The sequence below is a fragment of the Arthrobacter sp. M4 genome, assembly GCF_020251205.1.
Lineage (GTDB): Bacteria > Actinomycetota > Actinomycetes > Actinomycetales > Micrococcaceae > Arthrobacter.
This window is the reverse complement of the sequence record NZ_JAIWYX010000003.1, coordinates 190622-213568: the sequence shown is the minus strand read 5'-3', so window position 1 is coordinate 213568 and position 22947 is coordinate 190622. Positions and strand designations below refer to the sequence as shown.

Below are 22947 nucleotides of genomic sequence, written 5' to 3'. Positions count from 1 at the left end.
CCATCTCATAAACTCTTGTGCCGCGAACGGTCCCCTTCTGCAGTCTCGAGCATTCATTCCGTTCTGTTTGTCGCTAGACTTTGAAATTCAATGTTTTAAGAAGAGATTTAACGGAAGCCTGATACTCACCCTGATCAAGCTGCCTCCGGATTTCGTCCAAAATCCCCGGCTTAAGCAAGTCATGTGCTTTATGCCATGAAGACACGAGCTGAACAATATTATTAAGTCGTCGCTTGCGCGCAGACATTAGATCGTCATTATTTAGGCCTAATTCGCTAATAGTGTATTCGCCGCGCTGACTGGATGGTGCTAGCACGAGCTCTCCAAAAAAGACAAAATGTTCATCGGGTTCATCCAGAAAAGGATTTATGAATGGCAAATCTTCACTAAACAGGTCACTTTTCGATGAGTTGCATCGGGGGCATGCCACTGTGAGATTTTCCCAGGCAACAACCAGCTCGGGATACAATGATCGTGGTCGATAATGCTCAATGTGCGATGAGGCCACGTGAGCTAGGTGACTATCGCAGTAGGCGCAGCGACTATCCGTCTCTGCCTGAAGTGTTTCGCGTATCTTGGGATGGCTCCACGCGCTGGGCAATTTCTGGCCCGTAGTCTTTGCCTCTAAATATTTTTCTGTCCAGACCTTTTGATTTGCTGTTACAACTTCGGGTTCTGGGAGTTTCTTCAGCGATCTCACTGACCCGGCTCGTCCTGACTGCCACTTACCAACGTCTCCACGGCCAGTGGCATCTCGGATAAGAGTCCGGCCCGGGCCAGCTCCTCCCGTAGGTCACCGATCATCTGTGGGGTTGGATTAGCCGTCGTGAATGCCGCAAGAATAGTATTGAATTTCGCCTCGGCCCATATCGGTAGAGTGCTGCCCAGTCCCAACACATCACGCAAGGTGTCCTCTGCAGACAATCCAGATTTGGACATATCCAGCAAATTTGCGCTAACTCGATGCGATTCATCGTATTCGAGAGCATAGACATTTGCAATTACTGACGAGTTAACCACAAAAGGACTATGCGTGGCAACGAGAAACTTCACTTTGGGAAACGCCTTCATAAGGCTGGGCATCAAAGACCGCTGCAGTGAAGGGTGCAGATGATTTTCTGGCTCATCAATGCATACTGTAAAGCTGTCGGTGTTGTGTGAGCGTAAGAAAATCTGCCAAGCGAGTTCGAAAATAGCCCTCAGCCCTCCCGACAAAGCGTCGACTGTGAAGTCACCTGTTTCTGTTTCCAATAGAATCTCGGGAGGAGAGGCCTTTAGCCTTCGGAAGCCTAATTCCTCCGGAAGAAGGAGGCGGAGTGTCTCTTGGAAACCATCCCAAACATTTTGCGCCTCTTCATCTGCAACAACCGACGAGTTCCCTTCGCCGTAAATTGCCGCAGCGAGTAATGATTCCTTCATCACAAGCATGCTTGTCTTTGGAGAGTTTGTACCAAAGAAGCGCGATCTGATCTCGTTGTAAAAAGCATCTAGGAGCTCTTTGGCTGGAGAAAATCGGGCCGGAATGGAGTTTACTGATTGGTAGGCACTGATACTGCGATGAGAGTTGAGAAATAAGCCCTCAACCGTCTGCTGCCTCTCGTAATGCACACTGAACTGAGGGCTTTGTCCTTCTGGAACGAGAAGGTCCGTTTGAACGCCGTTCTCATATTGAAGGGATCCAATTTTGGATGTAGGTGGTGGTACAAACTGAGGAGGGCCGTAGTGAGGCAATTGGCCCACCACAGGTGTTTGAGACTTAAGTTCCACCTGCAGGTCTGTTCCAAGCTTGAACGTCAGGTGGCCTTCATCATCCAGGATGGGCGTTCCGATCAACTGGATCTGCCAATTAAAGTGGACTCCCACCAGTGTCAGAAGGGTTGTTTTTCCGGTTCCATTCGCGCCAGTAATGATGGTCAATGGTGCACGCAGGTCTAATTCCATGGCGTTGAACTGGCGCCATGCTTCGATTCTAAGCGACCTGAATGATGTGGGATCGCTGTACCTTGGTTGAAACGAACTGCCTACTGCTGCCATGTTCAGATCATGATCTCTGAATTCGGTAAGGTCAAATCGCTTCCAGCGACAATGTCATCGGCTTACCGCAACTTGATGCCCTCTTTCATGCTGAGCCGATCGTTTCGGTTTCACTTTCTGTATTGCTGGTGACGTGCAGTATAGAAGTTCTCTTGGATACCTCTCGAGAAGAGAATGAGCCCCCGCGGCAACCAAATGCGCGTATGTAAACCCCGGGCAGTCCGCGCGGCCCTTAAACTTGGTCTCATGGTCGCCATGCTGGTGCGCACCCGAAGTCATGTCGCTCCACCCCGTCATTTCCATGAACCCGCGAGCTCAATTTGCTCACTCTATGGAAAACGACGGACGGAGCAGCCATGTTTTTGGCAGCGGTGGATCCTGGGATCACACCAAACGCGAACTTTCCTTTTCTTGAATCCCTGAAGCAGATCGGCGGAGGCATTCTTGTCGGTGCCTTTGTGGTGATCGCCATCGTGGCGATCATTGGGGCCGCCATGCTTTTGACTGGCAAACTCAGCCAATCGTCCAGGCTTGCCTCCGGCGGGGGCATGATCCTGCTCTGGACTGGGCCCGTGGCGGCTATTCTCGGCGGAATCAACGGCTACATTCTTTGGTCCCAGACAGCCTTTCCATTGGGGTTCTAGATTATGCCGGTTCAGTGCGACCTCAATGGCTGGTGGCCGCCCGGATGCGGCCTAGTCTCCCAAGCCAACGACGGCGCCATGGGTGCTGTCACAGCGCTGTTCGCCAACATCCTTCAGAACATCGCGTCCTGGCTTTGGGCGTTCATCACAGGAGCCTTCACTGCTTCGGACGTTGACGATTCCCAATGGCTCTCGATAGAAGGGGTTACGAGTTGGTGGGTGGTGGTCATGATGACCCCGCTCGTCGTCGTGATGATCCTCCAGATCCTGTCAGGTCTGCTGAGCCAGCAGCCCCGCCGGATTGGACGGGCACTGGCTGGAGGTGCCGTCGCCGTTCCTCTGGTTGGCGGCGCCGTGTACGTGGTTCGGCAACTGACGAAAGCCAGTGACGAAGCGTCCGCTGCCCTCCTCAAATCCATTGGTTCGGATCCGTACTTGGTGTTCATGAGGCTGTTCGGCTTTGAGCGGGCACCTGAAGGTTCGGGCAGGGAATGGAACGTCGTCTCTTTGGCTCCAGGCACTAATGGTGGTGCTGCTGGAGCCGTCATTGTCACGGCCATGGCGGTCATTGTTGTCTGGATTCTGGCCTTCATCCTGATGTGTTCGATGATCTTCCGGTCCTTCGCACTGGTCGTGCTGGCCGCCGTCGCGCCGGTGGCTCTGATGCTGCTGCCGTGGGACAAGACAAAGTCCTGGGCAGGAAGATGGTGTGAAGTCGTCGTCGCGCTGTTACTCGCCAAACCCTTGGCCGCCACCGTGTTGGCGGTGGCGGTCAAACTGTTCACGGAGGCCAAGTCATTCGCGGGTCTAGCGGCCGGAACTGTAGGTATGGCCCTCGCATGCGGCGCGCCGCTGATGGCTCTGCGTCTCGTGAGCTTCGCGGGTGGCGAACTCGCGGCAGCAGCACAAACTGCAGGCGGCGGCCATGTTCTCTCGCGAAGCACCAGCGTTGCGGCGAGACAGATCAGCAGGCAGACCGGTGGCCGTCTCACCCTCGCCAGCATGGTGAGCCGATCTTCGATGACCCGCCCAATCCACTCCAGTCGGCCCATCTTCCCAACGCGTGCCTTAGCTCCTGTTGGCCACTCGACAGCCGCGCAAGAGAACGGCAGCAGTGGAAACCAGCTCAGCATTGGGTCATCTCACTCGGCAACGGCCACACACCAGCTTCAAGGAACAGCCACTGGGGCCGTGGAGACGCCCATGTCTGGACCAACACGGGTAACCGCAGAAAAGGCTCCAGCTGGGTCTTCGATGGGACCACCTCGCGAGAGCCAGCACGACTTCAGCCCCTCAGGCGCTGCCAAGGTGCAGTCTCCGAAACCTCCACCGCCCCGAATCGACTCTCCAACGGGAGGTAGCCCGAATGTCTGAAGACTCCAGGACCCTGACTGCGGTCAAGTTTCCCAGATACGAGCGTCGGGGATATTTCTTAGGCCTCAAGTGGTATCAGCTCCTGATCATCGGGGGCGGGGTCATGGTCGCCATTGTCGCCTCCGCCATACGGGGTCCTGCGGGACTCTTCGCGGCCGGTCCAATGTGGCTGGGACTGTTATTGCTCGGACTGCTTCAGTATTCGCGCATTCCGTTTCCAGTCTGGGCAACACAAATTGCCTTGTACTTTTACCGGGCGGCAATTGGACAAACACGTTTTCTGGCAAGGCCGGAAGTACCGCAGCTTGCGGGACGATTAGCTCTGCCTGGCGGCCTCGGGAATCTGGAGCTTCGAACTACGACGAACGGCCAGGCCTTCATAGTGGATAGTCGCGGAAAGGAAGCTGTTGCTGTTCTTCGCTGCAGCACGAGGTCGTTCGCCCTACTGGACGCTGACGATAAGGCGTGGGCTGTCCAAGCATGGTCGCGAGTGCAGGCTGGAATGGCGCAGCGCTCAAGCATCGCGCGAATTGCGGTTCAGGATTACACAGTCCCTTATCCCTCTTCGGCTTTGTGGGATTTCTACGAGGGAAACACCCAAGAACGGGCCGAGGGCTCCGAAGAAAGAACCTGGGGCCAACGCGCCTACGAGGACTTGCTCGGTGCGGCCGGATCAACGATGAGCCACGAACTGTTGGTTTCCATCGTCGTGGACACAAGCAAAGCTCGACGGCGGATCAGAGAGTCTGGCGGGGGACTGGTTGGCATCGAGCGTGTTCTGCACATGGAGGTCGAGGCTATCCAGACTGCTCTCGGGACGCACAGCGTGAAAGTCGAGGAGTGGCTGCCTGAGAGGGGACTGCTTCGGTTGATTCGGGCAGCGTTTGATCCGGCGTCCCTGCCCAACCTGAAGGCCGTCTCCAAAAGGGGCGGTCCAGCGTCGGAATCTCAGGACGAATCTCAAGGAACCGGTCCAGGTCCGAGCGGACCAATGGGAGTGGAGGAGCACTGGACTTATCTCCGAACCGATTCCGGATTCCACCAAACGTTCTGGGTTGCAGAGTGGCCACGGCAGAAAGTCTTCCCTGGCTTCCTTCATCCGCTGATCTATGTGGGCGAGTTCCGCCACACCTTCACGGAGGTCATCCGGGCCGTGCCTACCGCTGAAGCTCTGCGCGATATTCGCTCGGCCCAGGAAGCACATGAGACGCGACGCCGGATCAACGCGCGCTTTGACAGACCGCTTACACGTGAGCAACGGGCAGAGGAAGAAGAAGTGGTTCAAAGGGAAGAAGAAATCGTCGCCGGCCATGGGGACGTGCGACCCGCGGCTTACCTGACAATCACGGCAGCGTCCTTAGAGGACTTGGCGCGGCACAGGCAGGAACTTGAGTCCGCCGCTGCAGGCGCATTCGTGGAGCTGCGTCTTCTTTATGGCCAGCAGTGGGCTGCCTTCGTGGCCGGCGGGCTTCCGTTGGGGAGGGGGCTGAGGTGAAGCGAGCGCAGCAAACCGTTGAGTATCTGTCCTCGACAAACGGACGTCTTGAGCGGAAGGCCGATCGCCGCATCCGACTGGCCCGGTCCGGGTGGGCAAGCCCCACAGACGACAATGTCGAACCGGACCGCCAAAGCCTCAAACTTGGCGGCGACTGGGGGAGCAAGGGGCCGAATTCCTTACGTGGCCCGCATCGGCTCCGTCCTGCACCCCACCGTGCCTCCACGATGACGTTTGCGGCAGCCTATCCGTTCCTGACGGAGTCGGGCCTGGGACATGAGGGCACCTACATCGGTACGGACGTCTTTGGTTCCGGAGCCTTCTCCTACGATCCCTGGATCCTCTACGACAAGGGCGTCATCAGTGGGCCGTCGATTGTGGTGATCGGAACGGTCGGTACTGGCAAATCCATGTGCGGGAAGTCCCTGGTGACGCGGTCAATCACGCTCGGCCGGAAGGCCGCCGTCGCGTCCGATCCAAAAGGCGAGTGGGTCGCCGTTGCGAAAGCTGTTGGCGGCAAGGTCATTTCCGTTGGTCCGGGACGTCCGGCGAGGGTTAACCCTCTCGACGCCGGCCCGCGGCCGAGTGCCTTGACGGAACAGCAGTGGCAGGCGGTGGTTCGCCAACGAAGGCGGTACCTGTTGGTGGCCTTGGTTTCCCTCATGCGGCAAGGCACGCCCCTCCGCCCGGTTGAGCACACCGCCCTGGACATCGCCCTCATGGAGACCATGGCGGAGAACTCGAACCCAACCCTGCCCATGGTGCTGGACCACCTCTTGAGACCGTCGAAGGAGATGACCGCCCTAGTCGGGGCAGATGGCGGAACAGCGGTCAGCCACTCCCTGAGGCGCACGGTATCAGGCGATCTCGAAGGAATGTTCGATGCGCCTTCCACCGTAGCCTTTGACGCTGATGCCCCCATGATGGTCATGGACACGTCGGCGCTCATTGGCGCCTCTGAGCAGGCGCTGTCACTGGCGGCGGCTTGCGGTGCCACCTGGTTGGAAGCGGCCATTACAAACCCCGACGGCGGCAAGCGGCTAGTTGTGTACGACGAAGGCTGGCGGATGCTCGCCGACCCGTACATGTTGGCCAAGATGAGCGAGCAGTGGCGGCTGGCTCGCACATACGGAATCGCGAACATCCTCATCATGCATAAGGTTGCTGACCTCAATGAGATCGGAGACAGCACCAGCGGCCATCGACAAAAGGCCCTAGGACTACTGACTGAGGCTGATACACGGATCATCTACCGGCAAAAGCACGATGCCATGCGACTCACCAAGGAAGCCCTCGGGCTGACCGAAGCTGAGTGTGAGCATGTGGAGAATCTCCCCAAAGGCGTGGGTCTTTGGAAGGTCGGGAACAGATCCTTCATCGTGGCCAACAGAGTGACGACCGACGAACTAGCGGTTTTCGGCACCGACGAGCGGATGGTGTGAGCGAGCCATGGCTGCACGCTCTGCCTCAAACAGTCCGTTCGTAACTGCCGGTCTTATGGCGGCCGGTGCGTATGTTTGCCTCTGCGTGCTCGTTCAAGGGGCTGCAAATTTGGTCGTCTCCTGGCGCTGCGGCACCATGCCGCCGTCGTTTTTCAACCCGGCGGCCGTCGTCGGGCTTGTAGTGAATAGGCCGGACTGGGTTGTCCGCCCGCCGAATGGGTGCGCGGTTGGGTTGGAGGGTGTCTGGTGGCTGCTTGGGCCTGTGTTCGTCGTGGTCGCTGCGCTCGCAGTGGGTTCTGTCGTCATGTGGCGCCGGTGGAAACAATCCGGCGCTTGGCTCCGGCAGGACATTCTAAATAGGGATGGAGTGGCTCGTCGGGCTGAGATTCTGCATGACTTCGGCTCTAGGGCCGTGAGGAAACGGGGCAAGTTCACGCGTCCCGGTCTCGCCCGGCCGACCATTCAGGACGTTTCCTGGACATTGGGACGGTCCCGCGGCATCACTGTCCACGTCTCTACGGAGGAGTCGATGGTGATCCAGGGAGCGCCGCGTTCAGGTAAAGGCCTGTACGTCGTGATCAATGCCATCCTCGATGCCCCTGGCGCAGTGGTCACTACGTCCACTCGGGCTGACAACCTCGTGGTGACGATGAGGGCGCGTGCTACGGGAGGTAGGCCGGTCACGGTTTTCGATCCTCAAGGCATGTCGGGGATCCCGTCTTCTCTTCGTTGGTCTCCTGTGCGTGGCTGTGAGGACCCGGACATTGCCACCCGACGTGCGTTGGTCATTACTGCTGATACAGAGATGAAGGGCGAGAACGCTGCATGGCAAAAGCGCTCGCTGATCGTGTTGCAGGGCCTACTTCACGCTGCCGCCTTATCCGGGGAAGGGGTCCGGGCATTCCGGCGATGGTCTTCCAGCCCGGTTCTGGCGCGGGAAGCGTTGGAGGTGCTGGGCCGCCCTGGTGCGGCGCTGGGGTGGCAGGCCGACCTGATGGGGATCCTTGAGGACGATCCGCGAAACACCTCCAACTCTTGGATTGGTGTTTCGGCGGCGGTAGCGCCGTTGTCGTCGCCTAAAGTACTCGCTGCCTTGGACCCCCAAGATGAGGCTGAGGAGTTCGACCCCAAGCAATTCATTCGCGATCGCGGGACTCTGTACCTAATTGGCACCAAGGCAGGAGCCGCAGCGGCGGGACCGTATCTGTCGGCCTTGATCGATGACATTGACAATGCGGCCCGTGAAATGGCCTTTGTGTCACCCGGGGGCCGGCTCGATCCGCCTTTGTCTTTGATCCTCGACGAGATTGCCAACCTGGCTCCATGGCCGGGATTGCCGGTGGCACTCGCGGATGGCGGGGGCATTGGTATCTCGACCCTTGTGGTGCTCCAGTCGCTCTCACAGGCACGCTCAGGCTGGTCCATAGACGAGGCCGCCACGATCTGGGACTCGGCGATCATCAAGGTGATTTTCGGTGGTGGCTCAGATGAACGCGATCTGCGCTCGCTGGCGGGGCTGCTGGGGGAGCGAAGCCTGACTCTGACAACACGCTCGTGGTCCTCCCAGGGCCGGCAGGACGGTGAGCAGATCCGTGAGACTCCAGTCATCGCCTTGGACGAGATCCGACGTCTTCCGGTAGGCACAGCGCTCATGCTCGGTCGTCGCACCAGGCCGATCCTTTTGGATCTGCGCGAATGGCATAAGCGCAAGGATGCAGCTGAGCTAGGACGCTCCAAGGCAGAGACAGAGCGCGTGCTGGCTGATGGCCATAGGCGTCGTCAGTTAGAGAGTGAAGGAACGCGTGATGCTGAGTCATGATGAGGCCGATGAATTCGACATTCCTACTTCTGGGCCGATCGGGGACGACGAGATCACCGCGCAGCTTTTCCGGTCCGCTTTCAACGCATCAGTTAGTCCGAAAGCTGTAACACGTCGTTGGCGCGAGCTCACTCCTGAACAGGCGCGCGAGGTCTGGACTTCGCTGACGGCTTGGGTCAGATGGCTGGTGGCCACCTATCAGCTAACGACGTCGGTAGTTCCGGACTGCTGGTGGCGGCACCCTGAGATTGTTGCTGAGCTGTACGCGCTGCAGCGTGCCGAGCTGGCCTCCTATACGGATGAAGACCGCGGCTTCGGTCCACTTGCCTTCCATGAAAGACTGCCCCACGCCGTCGAACGCCTACGGATGCATACCCGGACAGCAGGTTGTGTCGGCTTGCAGGCGCACAAAGAGCCGACGCCTCGGTTGTTGGCCACGGATGATCCTGAGTTTCTGGAATGGCAAAACGCCTCCCATCAACTGGGGATCTAAGTCATGTTGTTCCGGCTCCTTCGGGCATGAACAGGTGTCCCCGTAGCTGTGCTGCGGTCCCAAGAAGTTTGGAGGGTGGCTGTCGTGGCCGCTAGTTCTGAAGTTCCCTCATCTCTTACGACTGACTCTGGCCTTGGTCAGACTGATCTCGGCGGACGGATGACTCCAGAGGAACGTGTCGAGAGGCTGATGGACGGTCTTCACACGATCCTGGCGAAAGCTGTGGAGTCGTCATCCCACTGGCAGGTTCTTTTGGATGCTTCCGCCTCGCTCTGGCGCTATTCCGGTGGGAATGTCGCTCTGCTCATGATGCAGATGGCCCAGCGTGGTACGGACGAACCCACCTTGGTAGCTGGATACAAGGAGTGGGAGCGCCACGGCCGGACCGTCCTGCGCGGAGAGCATGCACTGTGGGTGATTGCGCCGCGCACGGCTCGTGTTCAGCAGATCCTGATGCCCGATGGCACTCATAAGCGGATGCTTGCAGGGGAGAACCTTCCACAGGGAGCCGTCGACGAAGGGAAGAAGACGCTCATTACTGGCTGGCGGGGCCAGGCCGTTTTTGATGTTTCGCAGACTCAAGGCACGCCTCTTCTGGTTCCCCGGTCCGTTGCTCCTTCAGCAGCGGACGCTGCGGCGCTTTGGCAATCGCTGAGCGATGTTGCAAGCCGGCACGGTTTCAAGGTCCAAGTCACGGATGCACAGTACGGGCTGACGAGCGGCTTCACCGACTTTTCTGAGCATCAGGTTCAGGTAGGTGCGTGGCTGAATTTCGAGGAGCGGACAGCGGTGCTGGCGCACGAGCTTGGGCATGTGCTGCTTCATGGGCCCGATGACGACGTCGGCCGGCTGTATGGAAGCAGCGTGGACCATCGCGGCCTTGCCGAGGTCGAAGCTGAGTCGGTTGCGTACACGGTGCTTCGAGCCCACGGCATCGATCGTGGCCCTCAATCCGCGAGCTATTTGGCCGGCTGGGCTGACGCGGTGATCGAGACGGAAGGTTCTGTTTCGGGAGAAGCATCATCCCGTCGGCTTCCCGGATCACGCATTGACATTGCGAAGTCCGTGCTTGGCCGGGTGACGGCCGCGTGCAAGGGCATCCTCGAAGTCACTGAACCTCCCGGATTCGGCGGAAAGGTTCCGCCGGTCGAGCGATCTGTGCGGGTCGAGGGCGAGGAGTCCTATGTCGGCTTGGAGCTTCCGGCTGGACCATCCAGGGGGTTGGAAATGTCCGGTCCTTAGCGTCCGGCAATGCGTGGGGCGGGAAAGTCCCGTCTGCGAGGAAAGGATAGAAAATGAGTACCAAGATTCCGGTCAACATCGCGGGTAACCTCGTCGCGGATCCTGAACTTAGCTACGGCGAGTCTGGAATTGCTCACGCCAAATTGCGGGTGGCCGTAAACCAGCGCATCCAGGGCGCAGACGGGACATGGCAGGACGGCGACCCAGTCTTCCACAACGTGTCCGCCTTCCGGGCGCTTGCAGAGAACGCTTCCAATTCACTGAAGAAGGGGGATCCTGTCACGGTTTCCGGCGAACTCGAATTCCGTGCCTTCGAAAGGGACGGCGAACGACGGGAGGCCCGTCGTATCGTGGCTGACACCATCGGTCCCGACCTGCGATTCGGCACATCGACGTACCAGCGTTCGCCCCGCGCCGCCGCTTCCGCTGACGCAGAAGTCGATGCCGGTGTCCAAGCCTCGCCCGAGGCGGCGGCACCTGCCTACAACATTGCTACCAAGGGTCCGGTGATGGCGTCCCCTTTCGGCGCAGCGGCAGGGAATGAAATGACGTTCTGAGTGTCTGTGCCCCGGACCTTTGCGTCGCTCGATTAGGGGGTGCATCTCCTGATTTCCTTGGCTCGAAACTACTCGAACTCTGAGCTGCCCTAGTCCGTCCCCTCGGCCAGACAATAGCTGCATACCGCAACGGCGGTGCCATTGATGTTCCCGACATGAACGAGCGGAAGTCTCGTTCCTAGGAGACTCGACAATGGCACCGTCGTTGCGTCTGGATGGTTACCTTCCGCTTCGAGCCGGCCATCATCCGATTCATATCCTTAAGATCCTGTAGCAGTCGGCCAACTCGCCTCAAGTCCGAGGATCCAAAACGCTACCTCGAGTTGTTGTTCGAACGCGGGCTGCTGGCCGCATCAGTCACCTGTTTGGCTCGATAAATGTAGTGTCGATGGGGGTGCCCGGGCCGAAATCCAACATGACGGCGGCCAGGGACATAAAGCGCTTGCGTGGACTGTTATGGATTCCTGACGGCACCAAAAGTCCGTCAACGAGGGTAAGGCATGGCGCGTCTGAGTCGTAGGATGCACCCATGACTCAGGAATCGTGGCGCCGCTACGCGGAATGGCCACTCACCATAGCCGCAATCGCCTTCCTCGCCGCGTACTCGGTTCAAGTCATCGGGAACCTTCCTGACTCGGATTCGGTCGCCCTTGAGGTCATAGTCTGGGTCACATGGGCGCTCTTCATTGTGGACTATTTGGTGAACCTCGTGCTGGCTCCGCAGCGGGTTCGATGGTTCGTCCGGAACCTGCATGAACTCCTCATTCTGGCACTCCCTGTTCTGCGTCCCTTGCGCCTCCTCCGCTTGGTTACCCTACTGAGAGTTCTTCATCGGGCTGCCGGCAACGCTCTCCGCGGACGCATCCTGGCGTACGTCCTTGGCTCCGCAGTGCTCTTGACCTACGCAGGAGCACTCGCAGTTCTTGATGTGGAGGAGAACGCTGATGGCTCCAACATCCGAAACTTTGGGGACGCCCTGTGGTGGGCCCTGACGACGATTACGACCGTTGGATACGGCGACCATTTCCCAGTCACGACTTTGGGACGTTTCGTCGCCGCCGGACTCATGATCGGGGGCATCGCGGTCCTGGGTGTCGTGACAGCAGCTGTAGCCTCGTGGCTAGTGGAGCAAGTCGCCACGGAGACGGCCGCGGAATTGGAAGCAACCGAAGCCCCCGTTCGCGAAGAGGTGGCCCGACTTTCCAAGGAAATTGAGCGCCTGACGAAGGCGCTGGCAGGAAGACGGGAAGATGACTTCTAGCTGATCAGTCCCTGGACCTGAAGGGCGGAACTGCCCTGTGTAGCTTTGGCTTTGGTCCTCCGTGTTCGGGCTTCAGGATGCGGCAGCAAGTCTTTCGCCGAAGCAGCGCCGCTACTGACGATCGTTCCATCGGTTAGTCCTCCGTGTTCCGGCGATTGGACGCGTGGATGCTGCCGCAGCGACCGCTCCAGCTCTTTCCGCGTCAGGAGGTAATCCAGCCGGCTAAGGCCGCCTTCCGGCTGTCCATGATGCGGCGGTACTCGGACAGCATCCGCAGATAGGTGTCGAGCACGCGGTGATGCGAGTTCCCGTTGTCGTTGCCTTCGAGATGGGGCTTCAGCACTGTCCAGCGGTCTTCGCGTATCAGGAAGTCGACGTAGCTCGCCATTTGGCCTTCCAGCGCGTCGTTGTGTGTATGACAACTAAGCGTCGGACTGTCATACAGAATTGGTCAGAAGGCTACGCTGTGGTCAGCCGCTATCGCCGCCGGGGTTGCTCCTGATCGCGAGCGACTTCGCATGCTGCTGATATCCGCAGCCCTCCGCGGAGGCGCCTCGGGCTCGGCTCGGTTGGCGGGGTCGTGATTCTAGGTCGTCGGCGATTGACTGAACTGCTACGCATGCGGCTATCAATCCTGCGGAGGCGGGCTCACCGTAGCCACATGTACCTGGACACCCAAGTAGCGGAGTGCGTCGAACTGCTTCACGAGATTCACTTTGGTGAACGTGAACAAGGTATCGACGGTGACGGGTCGCTCACTGCCGACCGCCAGAATGACTTCCTTTAGCTGAGCGTCCTCGATCGCACCGTCACTTTCTTCCAAGATCCGCTTCTTCCACGCGGAGCGAGCGTTCTCGTCACGCGCGAGAGCGTCGGTGGAAACGAGCCCCTGTGCGAGCAGATGGCTTAGATCGGAGGATTGGCGGCCACGCTTCACATGGATGAGCACGCCGGGTGCGACGAACACATCGCACGGCTCGATTCCTCCGCGGGAATGCAGGGGAGTGGTGATCAGCTTCTTGTCCAAGCAATATCCGGACAGGACCTGAGCGGCGCGCTTGTTGTACGCATCCTCCTTCTCTTGCCCCCACGGAGGAAGCGTCAGTGACGCCGGCTCCGCCAGAATCTCGCTGACACGCTCGTCAATCCGGGCGAGGTACTGATCGTCCATCCGGTACCAGTTCCCGTCGTGAAGGCAGAACCGCTGATTGTCGTCCTCTATTTCGAAGGCGAGCCATCGGCGTAGTGGAACCGGCGTGGAGACGAGCGTATTGCTCTGCGGTTCGGCGTCGCTGTGCAGCTCGATCTTCACGGTTCTAAGGCGGTCCAAGATCTCCTGACGCGGCACATCAGCGAACCACTCGATGAGATCGCTGATCTCGGGCGCTTGTTCGAACACCCGCCGTTTGCGGTCGCCCAACCCAGTCACTTTGGCGCTCATCACCGGGCCATAGACGTCAAGGCGTTCGTGCGGCCACGACACTCCCAGCCGCTGAGTCTGGGACGAGAGCAAAGCATCGATCAGCTTATCGTCGAGCGCAGGAACCCTACTGTCCTGCGGCTTGAGGGCGATAAGCTGCTCGAGACTCTCGAGACCAGGGAGCACGGGCCGGTGGGACAGCGCCGCGAGTACGCCTAGGTCTCGTATGAGGCGTTCGGGCGACTTCGCGAGAGGGACATTCAAGGAATCAGCGGCGCGGAGCAGGATCACCTTGTCGCCGACCGCGAGATCCCCGATCACGGCTTTCGCTTCGATCCTGCTGACAACCTCGCCGTAGCCGTCCACGCCCAGGTCTCGAATAGTGCTGCCGTTCGGCATCGAGCTGCGGTCGACGCGCGCCCGGTGATCGAGCACTGTCTTCGTCAGCGACTTCACCTCGGAGGGAAGCGCGGAACGGGCGACGACGCGTGATCCGAATCCGAAGTCGATTTGTTCGGAATCGAGGAAATGGAATCCGGTGCCCCAGGTGAGAGCCCAGATTATCTTGTCCATGTCTTGAATCAGGAGCGCAGCTCCGGGTGAACTGTTCGACAGCGAGACGGAGTGCCCGGTGAGGATCTTCACGTCGTTGGCCCACTTCGCGCTCGTCGCTATTGATCCGGCGACGAGACGGGCGGGACGATGTTCCATCGTCAGATCGGTTACCGTAAAATCATCATCGGACTCCCGGCGTGCCTCGGTAAGAGCCGTTTCGAGCGTGCTGCCTTCGAGCATTCTATAAAGCGTCGTGCGCTTCGTCGCGACAATCTCCACCATGGTTCTTGTTACCACGATGGAGGAGTTTCGATTGGGCACCACGCCACTCGCCTGCCGCAGTTCTCCCTTGCGATGTCGACTCTGTTTGCCTAGGCGCACCCATCGGCTATAGGAACAATGACTGGTGTCAAAGATCTGAACACGGGTGGGTTTGGCGTTGGCAATTATTCGGTTGTCTGCCTGTGCCGGGTCTTACCATGAAATCGGGTATGTAGCGTACAGGCGTTCAGGGAGCTCCCAGCGGCTTTGGTTGGTACGCAGGGTTCCACCCTCCTCCCACAGGATGAAGATTGGGACGCCGAGGGCGTTGCTTCCAGCCACTCGGCGGACATGTGTTCACCTCAAGCTGACTACTTTGGCACAATGCCGGGCAGACGTGTGCTTGGCTGACCGTCGGCAGGCGCCGATGCGAGACAATCCGACGCCTGGATGAAGTACGTTTCGGGCCATGGCATCCCTGGCCTCACCTGCTCCGGATCGGGGGCCACCAAGAGGACCGACCCCGGCCAGATCGACTCAGGCAAGGCCTCCAGCCAGGCATGTTGAATATGGCCGAAGCGGTTCCAGTTGATGGTGATCCAAGATCCTGTGGGTTGTACTTCGTCGACACTGAGCACGGTTATTTCCGTCGTCGTACCGGCCGCGAGCTTGGTGGCAGTCAGCATCGCCCACCTTTCGTTTGCATACACTGCCCACGCGTGGCGACGTCGTGCTCGTGTCCACCATTGAGCGGCGAGGACGAGGACTGCTGAAAGAAGAACTCCCCCGCTGACTATTACTGCCGGCGACCAAGGCTGGGTCGCAGCGGGCACAACAATTAGAAAAAGAACGCAGCCGATCGAGACAGCCGCGCTGACTAGGACCAGTGGGACTGTCGCCACCCTTGGTTTAAGGACTGGGTTGGCTATCAACATTTTCCCCTTCAACCAGATTAGAGCTGCCAGCCGGCTCCAATAAGGGCGTCGCGCTGGGAACCTAATTGATAAATCGAGCCCTGTTCTGATGTCGGTGGGATCGAATGCAATTTGATCTGTTCGATTTCCGTTTCAACTATTGTTCTTTGCTCGCTTTGTTCCCATTCATAGTCAGACGGAATGGGTCCCAAAGGCAGGGGAGAATCCGAAACGCCCCATCGGTCCCTGAAGATTGCGACGCGTCTGACGATTTCGCTCACGACCTCCGATTCACTTGGCCCCACGGACTCGATTAGCCCTCGCTTCCAGTCGCTCTCGAACAGCATGGCATTCGATGCGACGTCGTCTGTGCGTCTCGCAATTCGGGCCTTCACCTGGGCGAGCAGATCAGCAAGATCAGGACGATCAGTTCGAAGATGCTCCGACAAAGGGTCAAGTTCGCTCCTGTGTGTTGGATCACGGTGTTGTCGCAGTCTTGCGTGAATCACGGCTGCCGTATCCACCGCAGTAGAGATGCTCTCTAAAGCCTGCACGACGGTACGCTCTGCACTTGCGCGGTTGAAGCTCGAGGCCCGGCGCCATGCAGCGACGGCTGGCCCCCATGACGGCGACTTCTTTAGTTCCTCAACCACTTCAGCTCTGTGAAGCTCGAGAACTCGAGACAGGTCGTCGGAAGCGACAATCTGTGCCAGATAGTCGTACTCCCCACTTAGTCGCTCCAGGCTGTCAGCCTTCAAACGTTCTATTTCCCCAACCTCATGAGCGGTTCGTTCAGCACCTTCTGCGGCAAGGATCTCTCCCAGAATCGTCCGCCACGAAGGCCGCAGGGCAGGGTCGAGAGCCTGGTGGTCTGACGAATCGCCTTCGCTCACGTAGGCGTAATTGCCGGATCGACCCCGCGTCATGCTCACATATAAGAGCTCACGGGTCAGCCTGCCCTGCGTGACAACGGTATGGCCAGTATCAACCGTGATCCCTTGCGACCGATGCGCCGTCGTCGCGTAGCCCAATTCGACTGCCGACCCTATATAGTCACAGTGAAGGGTGACGCTCGCCCCAGTATCGCGTCGCGTCGCGACAAGGGAGTTGTCACGCCTACCAAGGCTGACGACGTCGAGCAGGCTTCCGTTCCGGAGGAAGTCGCCGTTGCTGTCCACGACATTGCGGTCGTTGCGGCGGGCGATGATGGTGTCTCCACGCCCAGCGTGTAAACCATCGCTTAAAGGGACTGTCTCTTCGGCATCCACGAGGCCCTGAACCACGAGATCCGCTTGGGCACGTTCATTCAGCATGTTGACGGTGTCATTGTCCGCGGCAATCAAAATGGATGACTTTCCAGTACGAGCATCTGTTTGCCAGGCCCGGTAAGCCTGATCGACCACCTCCATGTAACTGCCGTGCCGAAGCCGTTGATGCCGCTCATAGTCCCCAATGGCCGTGTAGTCTCCGGTTCGGAGTTTCAATGACGCTTCCCGCTCCCAAATATCCTCAAACCTCCAGATGGTGCTGAGTCGAGTTGTCTTGCCCTGCCGGTCAAGCCACCCGAGAACGCCTCCTGCGTCAATGGCGTCCAGCTGTGCCGGGTCGCCCACCAGGAGAATCTTGGCCCCCACATCTTGGGCTTGGCCGACGAGTTCCGAGAGTTGGAATGTGGAGACCATGGAGGCTTCGTCGATGATAATCAGCTGGTTTGGATGGAAGGTCCATCGCTGCTGCTCGGCTGCAAGGCGGGTGGCTTCTTGCCCATAGCGGAGGACCCAGTGACCTGCGTCCGCCCGAGCCGTGGCCAATCGCTTTTCGAGATCAAAGAATCGTTCCCCCCGACCATTCGCACCTTGGCCCATGGACTCGTAAAGCCACTTCGCCACGTTTTCAGTGGCCACCGCCAGCTCCCTGCCGAGCACCTCGGCGCTGGCAGCGGCAGGGGCCAATCCGACGACGCTGCCCGCGCCGTACTCTGCCTCCCAAATAGCCCTCACCGCACCAAGGGTTGTTGTCTTGCCGGTACCTGCCGGTCCAACGAGGGCGTCGAGGCGATTGCCGCTCAGCGCGACCTCGGCAGCTGCGGCACGTTGGTCCCCGTGTAACTCAAACCGGCCATGTTGCCGGAATTCATTGAGCGCGTCCATGGTGACGGTCGCAGGCACGACCGGACCGCCGTCGTCGTTTCTTGCCGCCATGACGGCTTCTTCGCGTGCGAGCGTCTTTGCGTCCGTGAAGAGACGGTAGCCATGGAAGTCGAAGACACTGCGCTGCCCGAGCTTCATGTCAGCTTGGGCCTCTGGAGGAAGGGTGTAGCGGTACTCGTTCAGTGGCACGGATTGTTGTTCGGCGGCGGTGGCGACGAGTTCAATCAGCGCGTTGCGATCCTCCGAAGACCGGCACCGGATCTGTGCACAGACCCGCTCAGCCTCTGCGAGCAGGTTCCACCGGTTCCAGGTGGCGCGCTTGGCCCCAACATGCTCACGGGTGAGGGACGCGACGGCGGTAACCCAGGACGCGTTGAAATCAGAGCGCGCGAAGGGCGTGACGTGAGAGCGTCTGATGGTGGCGGCCAGGACCGTGTTCGTGTCGAAGCCCTTGTCAATTGCACGTGCACGCCATTGCTTTGAGAGTTCGTGAAGAGGCTTGGGTTGGTCAGTCTTTGGGACACGTGTGGACAGTGTTGCCTGCTGGCGAAGCTTGATGATGGTGGTTGCTGTTGGGGGATGGCCGTGCTCCTTACTCCATTCGGCGACAAGCCGGTCGGTTTCAATATCGATGAGGCGGGAGCGGTTGGAGAATTCGCGAATCAGGGCGCTGTCGATGCCCGTGAGTTGCTGGCTGGGGTTGTGGCTGGTGGTTCCGGTTTCGCTGATGGTGGTGTCGGTTCCGAGATTCCGGCGAAGGGCGTCGAACAGCAAGCCGTTGTAGTGTTCGCTGGCTGCGACGGCGGCCTTGTAGAGCGTCCGCGAGTCAAGGGTGACCCAGGCGCCGTCGGTGGTGCGTTGGACGCGGTTGGCTATGACGAGGTGGGTGTGAAGTTGCGGGTCGCCGCTGCGCGACTCCCAGTGATCGAACGCTGCAGCGACGGCACCTAAAGTGCTAATTCGCGCGACTCCGTTCCGCCCCGCGCGGGTGTGGATGACGCTCTCTTCGAGCCATTTGAGGGTTGCGCTGACAGCGTCGTGATGGGTCTCGAGGATCTGGTCCTGAACGCTGCGGGGGCTCAGCGCCCAGAGAACCGACACAGACTTGGGAACGCTGAAGGTCAGGTCAAAGCCGACGACGGCGTGACGCGCAGTGGGCTTCCCGTCTCCGGCCTGGGTGATGGTTGGTTGGCCGTGGGGCCTTCCGAGGGGAGTGCCGGCGTCGGGATGGACGGCGCGGTCGAAGACCGCTTTCGCGTCAGTTTCGGTGACGTGGTCACCGGTGCTCCGGTCGATGCCGGCGAGTCCGCTGCCGATCCAGCGGCCCTGAGGCGTCCCAGCCTGCATGTAGTACGTGGTGGCGTCCGGGGGAGGGGTGCTGACATCGTCCATCATGGTGGTCTTGAACAGGTACTTCAGTCCTGATTGCGCGGAAAGCCTAGCGATGGACATGGTCATGCCCGTGGTGCTCCTGAATTTCGTCGTGATGGCGTCCAACCACGACGGCGGAGAATGTCCAAGGTCTTGACGTCAAGTGCGACGCCTTTGGCCTGAGCTACTGACACGAGCCAAGCCGCCACGTGTGCGAGGTCTTGCACATTGGTCCGCTGGGCTCGCTTGAGGCGCGCAACTTCACTGTGGAGGAGGCTGATTCGCTCGAGTTGTTCGGAGCTATCTGCTTCGAGTCGGTCGATTTCGGAGGCTTGGGAGCGGAGTTTGGATTGAAGTTCGTCTAGGCGTTGCTGGCAGGCCTTGGATGTGGTTTCGAGTTGGCGCTTGGCTGCTTCGAGTTCTATGGCGAGGCGCGCTGCCTCGGCGTTTGAGTCAACGGATGCGGGCGTGTCCGCTGGTCGACGGGCGTTCCGACGTCGACGGTCGCGCTGCCTATCGGCGCAGCGGGTGGAGCAGTACCGCTGCGACATGCGGCTGGGTTCGAAGCTGCTCCTGCACTCCTCGCAGTTCCTCCTAGACACGCTCGTTCATCAAGGAAGGACAGCCCGGCGACATGACTTCGGCGTGAGGGAGTGCCACGGTCAGTCCTTGGATGCCAGAGGTGTAAGAGGTGGGAGAGCAGGCGCAGCCTGCAGCGTGAGGCGATTGTGGAATCGTCGTATGGGCTGTCGAAAGAGGTTCTGAGAGGAGTCGGCAGAGTGTCATGGACTGGCGTCCGAGTTGGCTTTACGCCAAGTCAGATATGAGCTGGGCTAGGAAGCAGTCCTGAGACTGCAGTTGGTCTCTCTCGAAACCGAAGGATCTCGAGAGAGACCGTCTGCCAGTCCCTGCAGAACCTGTAACGGCTTTGGTGCGTGTGGACCTCCTTCTTGTTCATACGCACCACGCTACGTCGGGGGGAACGCCACTGTTACTCGATCTTGGTGTGCCGACAGTCTAGGGCCGGCGGTCCTACCGGGCGCGCAGTGAACGGCGGCCATGTCGCTAGCCGACCCCAGGCCTGACTGCCGCAGCGTCCCCGCAATCCATCGCCGGACAGGGGGATCCGTCGTGGGCCGCCTTCAGGATGGTCAGCTATCGTAAGCGGGTGCCATATCTTGTACCTCTTGGGTCCTCATCACCAGCGCCATCGCCATCGAACAGCTCAGAATCAATAAGTGACTTCTTCGAGAAGCTCGAGTTCAACGACGGCTTTGGCGGGCTGGGTGTCGTAGTTCCTTTGCTGCTGGCCTTCATCGGCTTAGTCGTGTGGTGCGTTCGCACGTTCCGCAAGCGCAAAGACGAGGCTCGACTTGTAACAAGTGATCTCAAACTCCGAGGCAACGGCATGAACATTCCCTACACCTACGAAATTTCGGTTCACAACGCGACTCCACACCCGCTGTCGATGGTCGAAGTGAGGTATTGGAACGGGACCGAGTGGCGGCCGATGCCCGTCCTGTCCTCCCACACCGGAGATTTTGTCATCAGTCCCGGCGACTCGGGAATCGCAACGGTGCCCGCCATGACGGCGGACACCGGGAAGTTCAACAGCTTCTACTTCCTTCGTTACTCGGACTCGCTCAAACGAATCTGGAACCGGCCGATAAACAGCCCGGACTTCCTAAGCCGTGGTGACGTCCGACAGCTTGAGCGATTTCACCAGAACCATCCGCCCTCGGAAAATGATTGACCCCCAGCGGCCCGCAGGACTTTCCCTCACTGAGCAACAGCAAGGGGCTTGCTGCTGACGGGGCGGGTTCTTCGATACAGCCCGGAATGGTTCCGTAAGACCGCTTACCACCTTACAAGCTACCCGGTTGCTATCGGTTGACACTTACGAGTCGGTTTGCTCGGTTGCGGTTACGATTCTTCCTCGGTCTGCGCGCTCTCTTCAGCCCAACTCATGCCGCGACCGATCCGATCCATTTGGTCGGTCCAGGCCTTCTCTTCTCGCTGGAGCAAGGCCGCACCCGGGTCGCCGTTTTTGAACCAGGTGAGGGCGATGTTCAACGCCGTCCTCGATGTGTCGGCGGCATAGTTGCGGATGCTATTCAGCGTAACCTCATGGAGTGGCAGACCATGGTTGACAGCGTTCCGAACACGTCGGTGGCGACTACGAAGCAATTCCGTTTCACGCCACATCTCCTCTAGGTGCTGTCGCTCCCGGTCCGGATCAGTGCAGATCGCAAGCGCATCCTCCAGATCTGCGCGCTGTAGTTCAGACATCGGAAGTGCGCGAATTTCGTCTTGGAGGGCAACAGCCTTCGCAATTGACACCACGCGAACTCCACCTCGGCTGTATTTGGAGATTCTCCGTTCGAGCTCCTCCCGCCCCTCGTATCGTTCGCGTGACCATGCTTCGTTGAATGGCGCCATCAGTTGGCCTACTGTTCGACGGTCTGCTTGACGGAGCGCTTCTCGACGCTGGAGGGCGGTAGCCAAGTCTGCCGCAGGCACCCGTAATACGGATGCGAAGAGTTCCATCGCATGGTCCTCGAGCGCTGTCGCTATGCGAGGCGTGACCCGACGCGCCCCGTAGAAGAGAACGTCGCGATGATCAGTCATCCGTGCCTCACGGAGCGAGGTCAGCGCTTCGACGAGCCGCTCGGGCATGGGTCCCTTGGCCAGGGCATCGCCGAACTGATCTGCGACGCTGCTGAGGATCTCGGCTGTGCCGCCCATCCCGTAGGTGTCATCCTCTAGCACCGGAACGTTGCAGACAGTGAGTCCGAGGGAAGAGCTGCGAACCTTTCCGTCAAGGAGTACGGTAGCTGCGCCTGCGCTCTGCCAAGAGACGCCGCCTGCCTCGACGGCGACGCTTATTACTGCCTCAATTCGACGCCGGGCTTCCTCTTCAGCGCCGGCGACCTGCCGTTCGCCGAGGTCGATACGAACGAGGGTGAGTCGGTTCTCCGGTTTCAGCGCTTCGACATTGAGATCTTCGAGCCAGCCTACTTTCTCGCGGATCCCGCGCAGCTCGGCACGTTCTGGGAAGTCGTGTAGTTCGTGCTCAAAAGCATTCGGAAGCGCCCAATCCGCTCTCAGGAACGTCATCGAGCCTATAACTTCGCGCATCCCTGAAAGAAGGGCGCGGTAATACACGGTCCACACGACTACCCGGCCCACCGGTGCGGCAACAAGACTGTCCTTCGCCATCCCAAGCCGGTGTTCTTCCGTCAGTGGCTCAGGAATCGGTGCATCGCGCCCGCGAGCCAAGTCCTCCTCCGTGTTGACTAGCGCATCGGCTGCGTGGCTAAGCAACGAGAAGGAACTGTGTGCGGCGGGCCCTACTTGCGATGCGATGATGGCTGACAGTCGCCGCAACGCACGGCTGGTCATCCCGAAGACCTTCGCTGCGGCGCAAAGATCGCGGAATGCGTCAGTGACCGCTATCTCTGAGTGCCACACCTCACCGAACCTAGTAGCCGCTGCAACAATAGCCTCTTGGTTAGCGTCATCGCGAAGGTCATCCAGGAGAGGGACGACTAAAGCTCCAAGCCGTCCCCCGACGGCCTCAGACTGCGCCTGAATCTCAGTTTGCAAGGAACGGCGATTGTTCCTGGCGAACCTCAAATTCCACTCCGAAGCATCGACCGCTTGAGCGTACTCGCCGAGTTCGGCGACCGCTTCACCGAGCGTGTATGGGGGGACAGCGCGATGCGGAAGGGGAAGAACTTCCGCCACCGAGAGAAGCCAGTCACTGACGGTTGCCGTCGGGCGAACCCGCACCACGTTTTCTCCGATCGTTGGTTGCGTCCAGTTTGACACCAGAATCCGGGGTCCCCCAAAGGATGCAGCAGTCGTATGCAAGAACGACGGTTTCTGACGTCACCGTTGTCCAGCGATGGGGGA

General features: G+C 59.4%; 18 protein-coding genes. 10 read left to right on the top strand and 8 right to left on the bottom strand.

The features are described from left to right. Positions 1 to 73: 73 nt before the first annotated feature. Entirely contained in the window at positions 74 to 700 is a 627-nt protein-coding gene (locus LD110_RS07430) for an HNH endonuclease (protein ID WP_225497876.1), read from the bottom strand. Continuing rightward, positions 697 to 2034: an AAA family ATPase gene (locus LD110_RS07425; RefSeq protein WP_225497875.1), complete on the bottom strand. Its 1338-nt coding sequence runs from the start codon at positions 2032 to 2034 to the stop codon at positions 697 to 699. The genes LD110_RS07430 and LD110_RS07425 overlap by 4 nt, the downstream gene beginning before the upstream one ends. Before the next feature lie 356 nt (positions 2035 to 2390). On the opposite strand from LD110_RS07425, the gene LD110_RS07420 reads away from it, so the two are divergent. From LD110_RS07420 to LD110_RS07380, 9 genes are all read left to right on the top strand, one after another. Next, positions 2391 to 2678 (top strand): hypothetical protein, encoded by a 288-nt coding sequence (locus LD110_RS07420; protein ID WP_225497874.1) that lies wholly within the window; start codon positions 2391 to 2393, stop codon positions 2676 to 2678. A 78-nt stretch (positions 2679 to 2756) separates the two neighbouring features. Next, positions 2757 to 4052 (top strand): type IV secretion system protein, encoded by a 1296-nt coding sequence (locus LD110_RS07415; RefSeq protein WP_225497873.1) that lies wholly within the window; start codon positions 2757 to 2759, stop codon positions 4050 to 4052. After that, positions 4045 to 5547 (top strand): SCO6880 family protein, encoded by a 1503-nt coding sequence (locus LD110_RS07410; protein WP_374200312.1) that lies wholly within the window; start codon positions 4045 to 4047, stop codon positions 5545 to 5547. The genes LD110_RS07415 and LD110_RS07410 overlap by 8 nt, the downstream gene beginning before the upstream one ends. 227 nt (positions 5548 to 5774) lie before the next feature. After that, on the top strand, positions 5775 to 6989 hold the full coding sequence (locus tag LD110_RS07405; RefSeq protein WP_225497871.1) for an ATP-binding protein: 1215 nt from the start codon (positions 5775 to 5777) through the stop codon (positions 6987 to 6989). A gap of 7 nt (positions 6990 to 6996) precedes the next feature. Beyond that, a complete protein-coding gene (locus LD110_RS07400) occupies positions 6997 to 8808 on the top strand; it encodes a TraM recognition domain-containing protein (protein ID WP_308012416.1) in 1812 nt (603 codons plus the stop codon). Further along, positions 8795 to 9301 carry a hypothetical protein gene (locus tag LD110_RS07395; protein WP_225497870.1) on the top strand — a complete coding sequence of 169 codons (507 nt, stop codon included), beginning with the start codon at positions 8795 to 8797 and terminating at the stop codon, positions 9299 to 9301. The genes LD110_RS07400 and LD110_RS07395 overlap by 14 nt, the downstream gene beginning before the upstream one ends. A gap of 159 nt (positions 9302 to 9460) precedes the next feature. Next, positions 9461 to 10543 carry an ArdC-like ssDNA-binding domain-containing protein gene (locus LD110_RS07390; RefSeq protein ID WP_225497869.1) on the top strand — a complete coding sequence of 361 codons (1083 nt, stop codon included), beginning with the start codon at positions 9461 to 9463 and terminating at the stop codon, positions 10541 to 10543. A gap of 53 nt (positions 10544 to 10596) precedes the next feature. Next, positions 10597 to 11100 (top strand): single-stranded DNA-binding protein, encoded by a 504-nt coding sequence (locus tag LD110_RS07385; protein WP_225497868.1) that lies wholly within the window; start codon positions 10597 to 10599, stop codon positions 11098 to 11100. A gap of 529 nt (positions 11101 to 11629) precedes the next feature. Continuing rightward, positions 11630 to 12361, top strand: coding sequence for a potassium channel family protein (locus LD110_RS07380; RefSeq protein ID WP_225497867.1), 732 nt, complete (start codon positions 11630 to 11632; stop codon positions 12359 to 12361). A 202-nt stretch (positions 12362 to 12563) separates the two neighbouring features. On the opposite strand, the gene LD110_RS07375 is transcribed toward LD110_RS07380, so the two are convergent. The 5 genes from LD110_RS07375 to LD110_RS07355 form a co-directional block, all read right to left on the bottom strand. Beyond that, a complete protein-coding gene (locus tag LD110_RS07375; protein ID WP_225498103.1) occupies positions 12564 to 12761 on the bottom strand; it encodes a YfbU family protein in 198 nt (65 codons plus the stop codon). A 228-nt stretch (positions 12762 to 12989) separates the two neighbouring features. Beyond that, positions 12990 to 14618: a DUF6119 family protein gene (locus LD110_RS07370; protein WP_225497866.1), complete on the bottom strand. Its 1629-nt coding sequence runs from the start codon at positions 14616 to 14618 to the stop codon at positions 12990 to 12992. Between the two features lie 350 nt (positions 14619 to 14968). After that, on the bottom strand, positions 14969 to 15283 hold the full coding sequence (locus LD110_RS07365) for a hypothetical protein (protein ID WP_225497865.1): 315 nt from the start codon (positions 15281 to 15283) through the stop codon (positions 14969 to 14971). Positions 15284 to 15549: 266 nt separating this feature from the next. Continuing rightward, entirely contained in the window at positions 15550 to 19119 is a 3570-nt protein-coding gene (mobF, locus tag LD110_RS07360; protein ID WP_225497864.1) for a MobF family relaxase, read from the bottom strand. Then, on the bottom strand, positions 19116 to 19583 hold the full coding sequence (locus LD110_RS07355; protein ID WP_225497863.1) for a hypothetical protein: 468 nt from the start codon (positions 19581 to 19583) through the stop codon (positions 19116 to 19118). Before LD110_RS07355 ends, mobF begins: the two co-directional genes overlap by 4 nt. Positions 19584 to 20440: 857 nt before the next feature. Between LD110_RS07355 and LD110_RS07350 the strand changes: the two genes are divergently transcribed. Further along, complete coding sequence (locus LD110_RS07350; RefSeq protein WP_225497862.1) at positions 20441 to 20785, top strand: hypothetical protein; 345 nt, start codon at positions 20441 to 20443, stop codon at positions 20783 to 20785. 170 nt (positions 20786 to 20955) lie between these two features. Here the strand turns inward: LD110_RS07350 and LD110_RS07345 are convergent, their stop codons facing one another. After that, positions 20956 to 22638 (bottom strand): hypothetical protein, encoded by a 1683-nt coding sequence (locus LD110_RS07345; RefSeq protein ID WP_225497861.1) that lies wholly within the window; start codon positions 22636 to 22638, stop codon positions 20956 to 20958. Positions 22639 to 22947 lie beyond the last annotated feature (309 nt).

Coding starts and splice junctions, on each gene's coding strand:
- LD110_RS07390 (WP_225497869.1), top strand. CDS start 9,461: ATGACTCCAGAGGAACGTGTCGAGAGGCTGATGGACGGTCTTCACACG.
- mobF (WP_225497864.1), bottom strand. CDS start 19,119: ATGACCATGTCCATCGCTAGGCTTTCCGCGCAATCAGGACTGAAGTAC.
- LD110_RS07385 (WP_225497868.1), top strand. CDS start 10,597: ATGAGTACCAAGATTCCGGTCAACATCGCGGGTAACCTCGTCGCGGAT.
- LD110_RS07355 (WP_225497863.1), bottom strand. CDS start 19,583: ATGTCGCAGCGGTACTGCTCCACCCGCTGCGCCGATAGGCAGCGCGAC.
- LD110_RS07420 (WP_225497874.1), top strand. CDS start 2,391: ATGTTTTTGGCAGCGGTGGATCCTGGGATCACACCAAACGCGAACTTT.
- LD110_RS07350 (WP_225497862.1), top strand. CDS start 20,441: ATGAACATTCCCTACACCTACGAAATTTCGGTTCACAACGCGACTCCA.
- LD110_RS07365 (WP_225497865.1), bottom strand. CDS start 15,283: ATGCTGACTGCCACCAAGCTCGCGGCCGGTACGACGACGGAAATAACC.
- LD110_RS07395 (WP_225497870.1), top strand. CDS start 8,795: ATGCTGAGTCATGATGAGGCCGATGAATTCGACATTCCTACTTCTGGG.
- LD110_RS07400 (WP_308012416.1), top strand. CDS start 6,997: ATGGCTGCACGCTCTGCCTCAAACAGTCCGTTCGTAACTGCCGGTCTT.
- LD110_RS07425 (WP_225497875.1), bottom strand. CDS start 2,034: ATGGCAGCAGTAGGCAGTTCGTTTCAACCAAGGTACAGCGATCCCACA.
- LD110_RS07370 (WP_225497866.1), bottom strand. CDS start 14,618: ATGGTGGAGATTGTCGCGACGAAGCGCACGACGCTTTATAGAATGCTC.
- LD110_RS07415 (WP_225497873.1), top strand. CDS start 2,757: ATGGGTGCTGTCACAGCGCTGTTCGCCAACATCCTTCAGAACATCGCG.
- LD110_RS07405 (WP_225497871.1), top strand. CDS start 5,775: ATGACGTTTGCGGCAGCCTATCCGTTCCTGACGGAGTCGGGCCTGGGA.
- LD110_RS07410 (WP_374200312.1), top strand. CDS start 4,045: ATGTCTGAAGACTCCAGGACCCTGACTGCGGTCAAGTTTCCCAGATAC.
- LD110_RS07380 (WP_225497867.1), top strand. CDS start 11,630: ATGACTCAGGAATCGTGGCGCCGCTACGCGGAATGGCCACTCACCATA.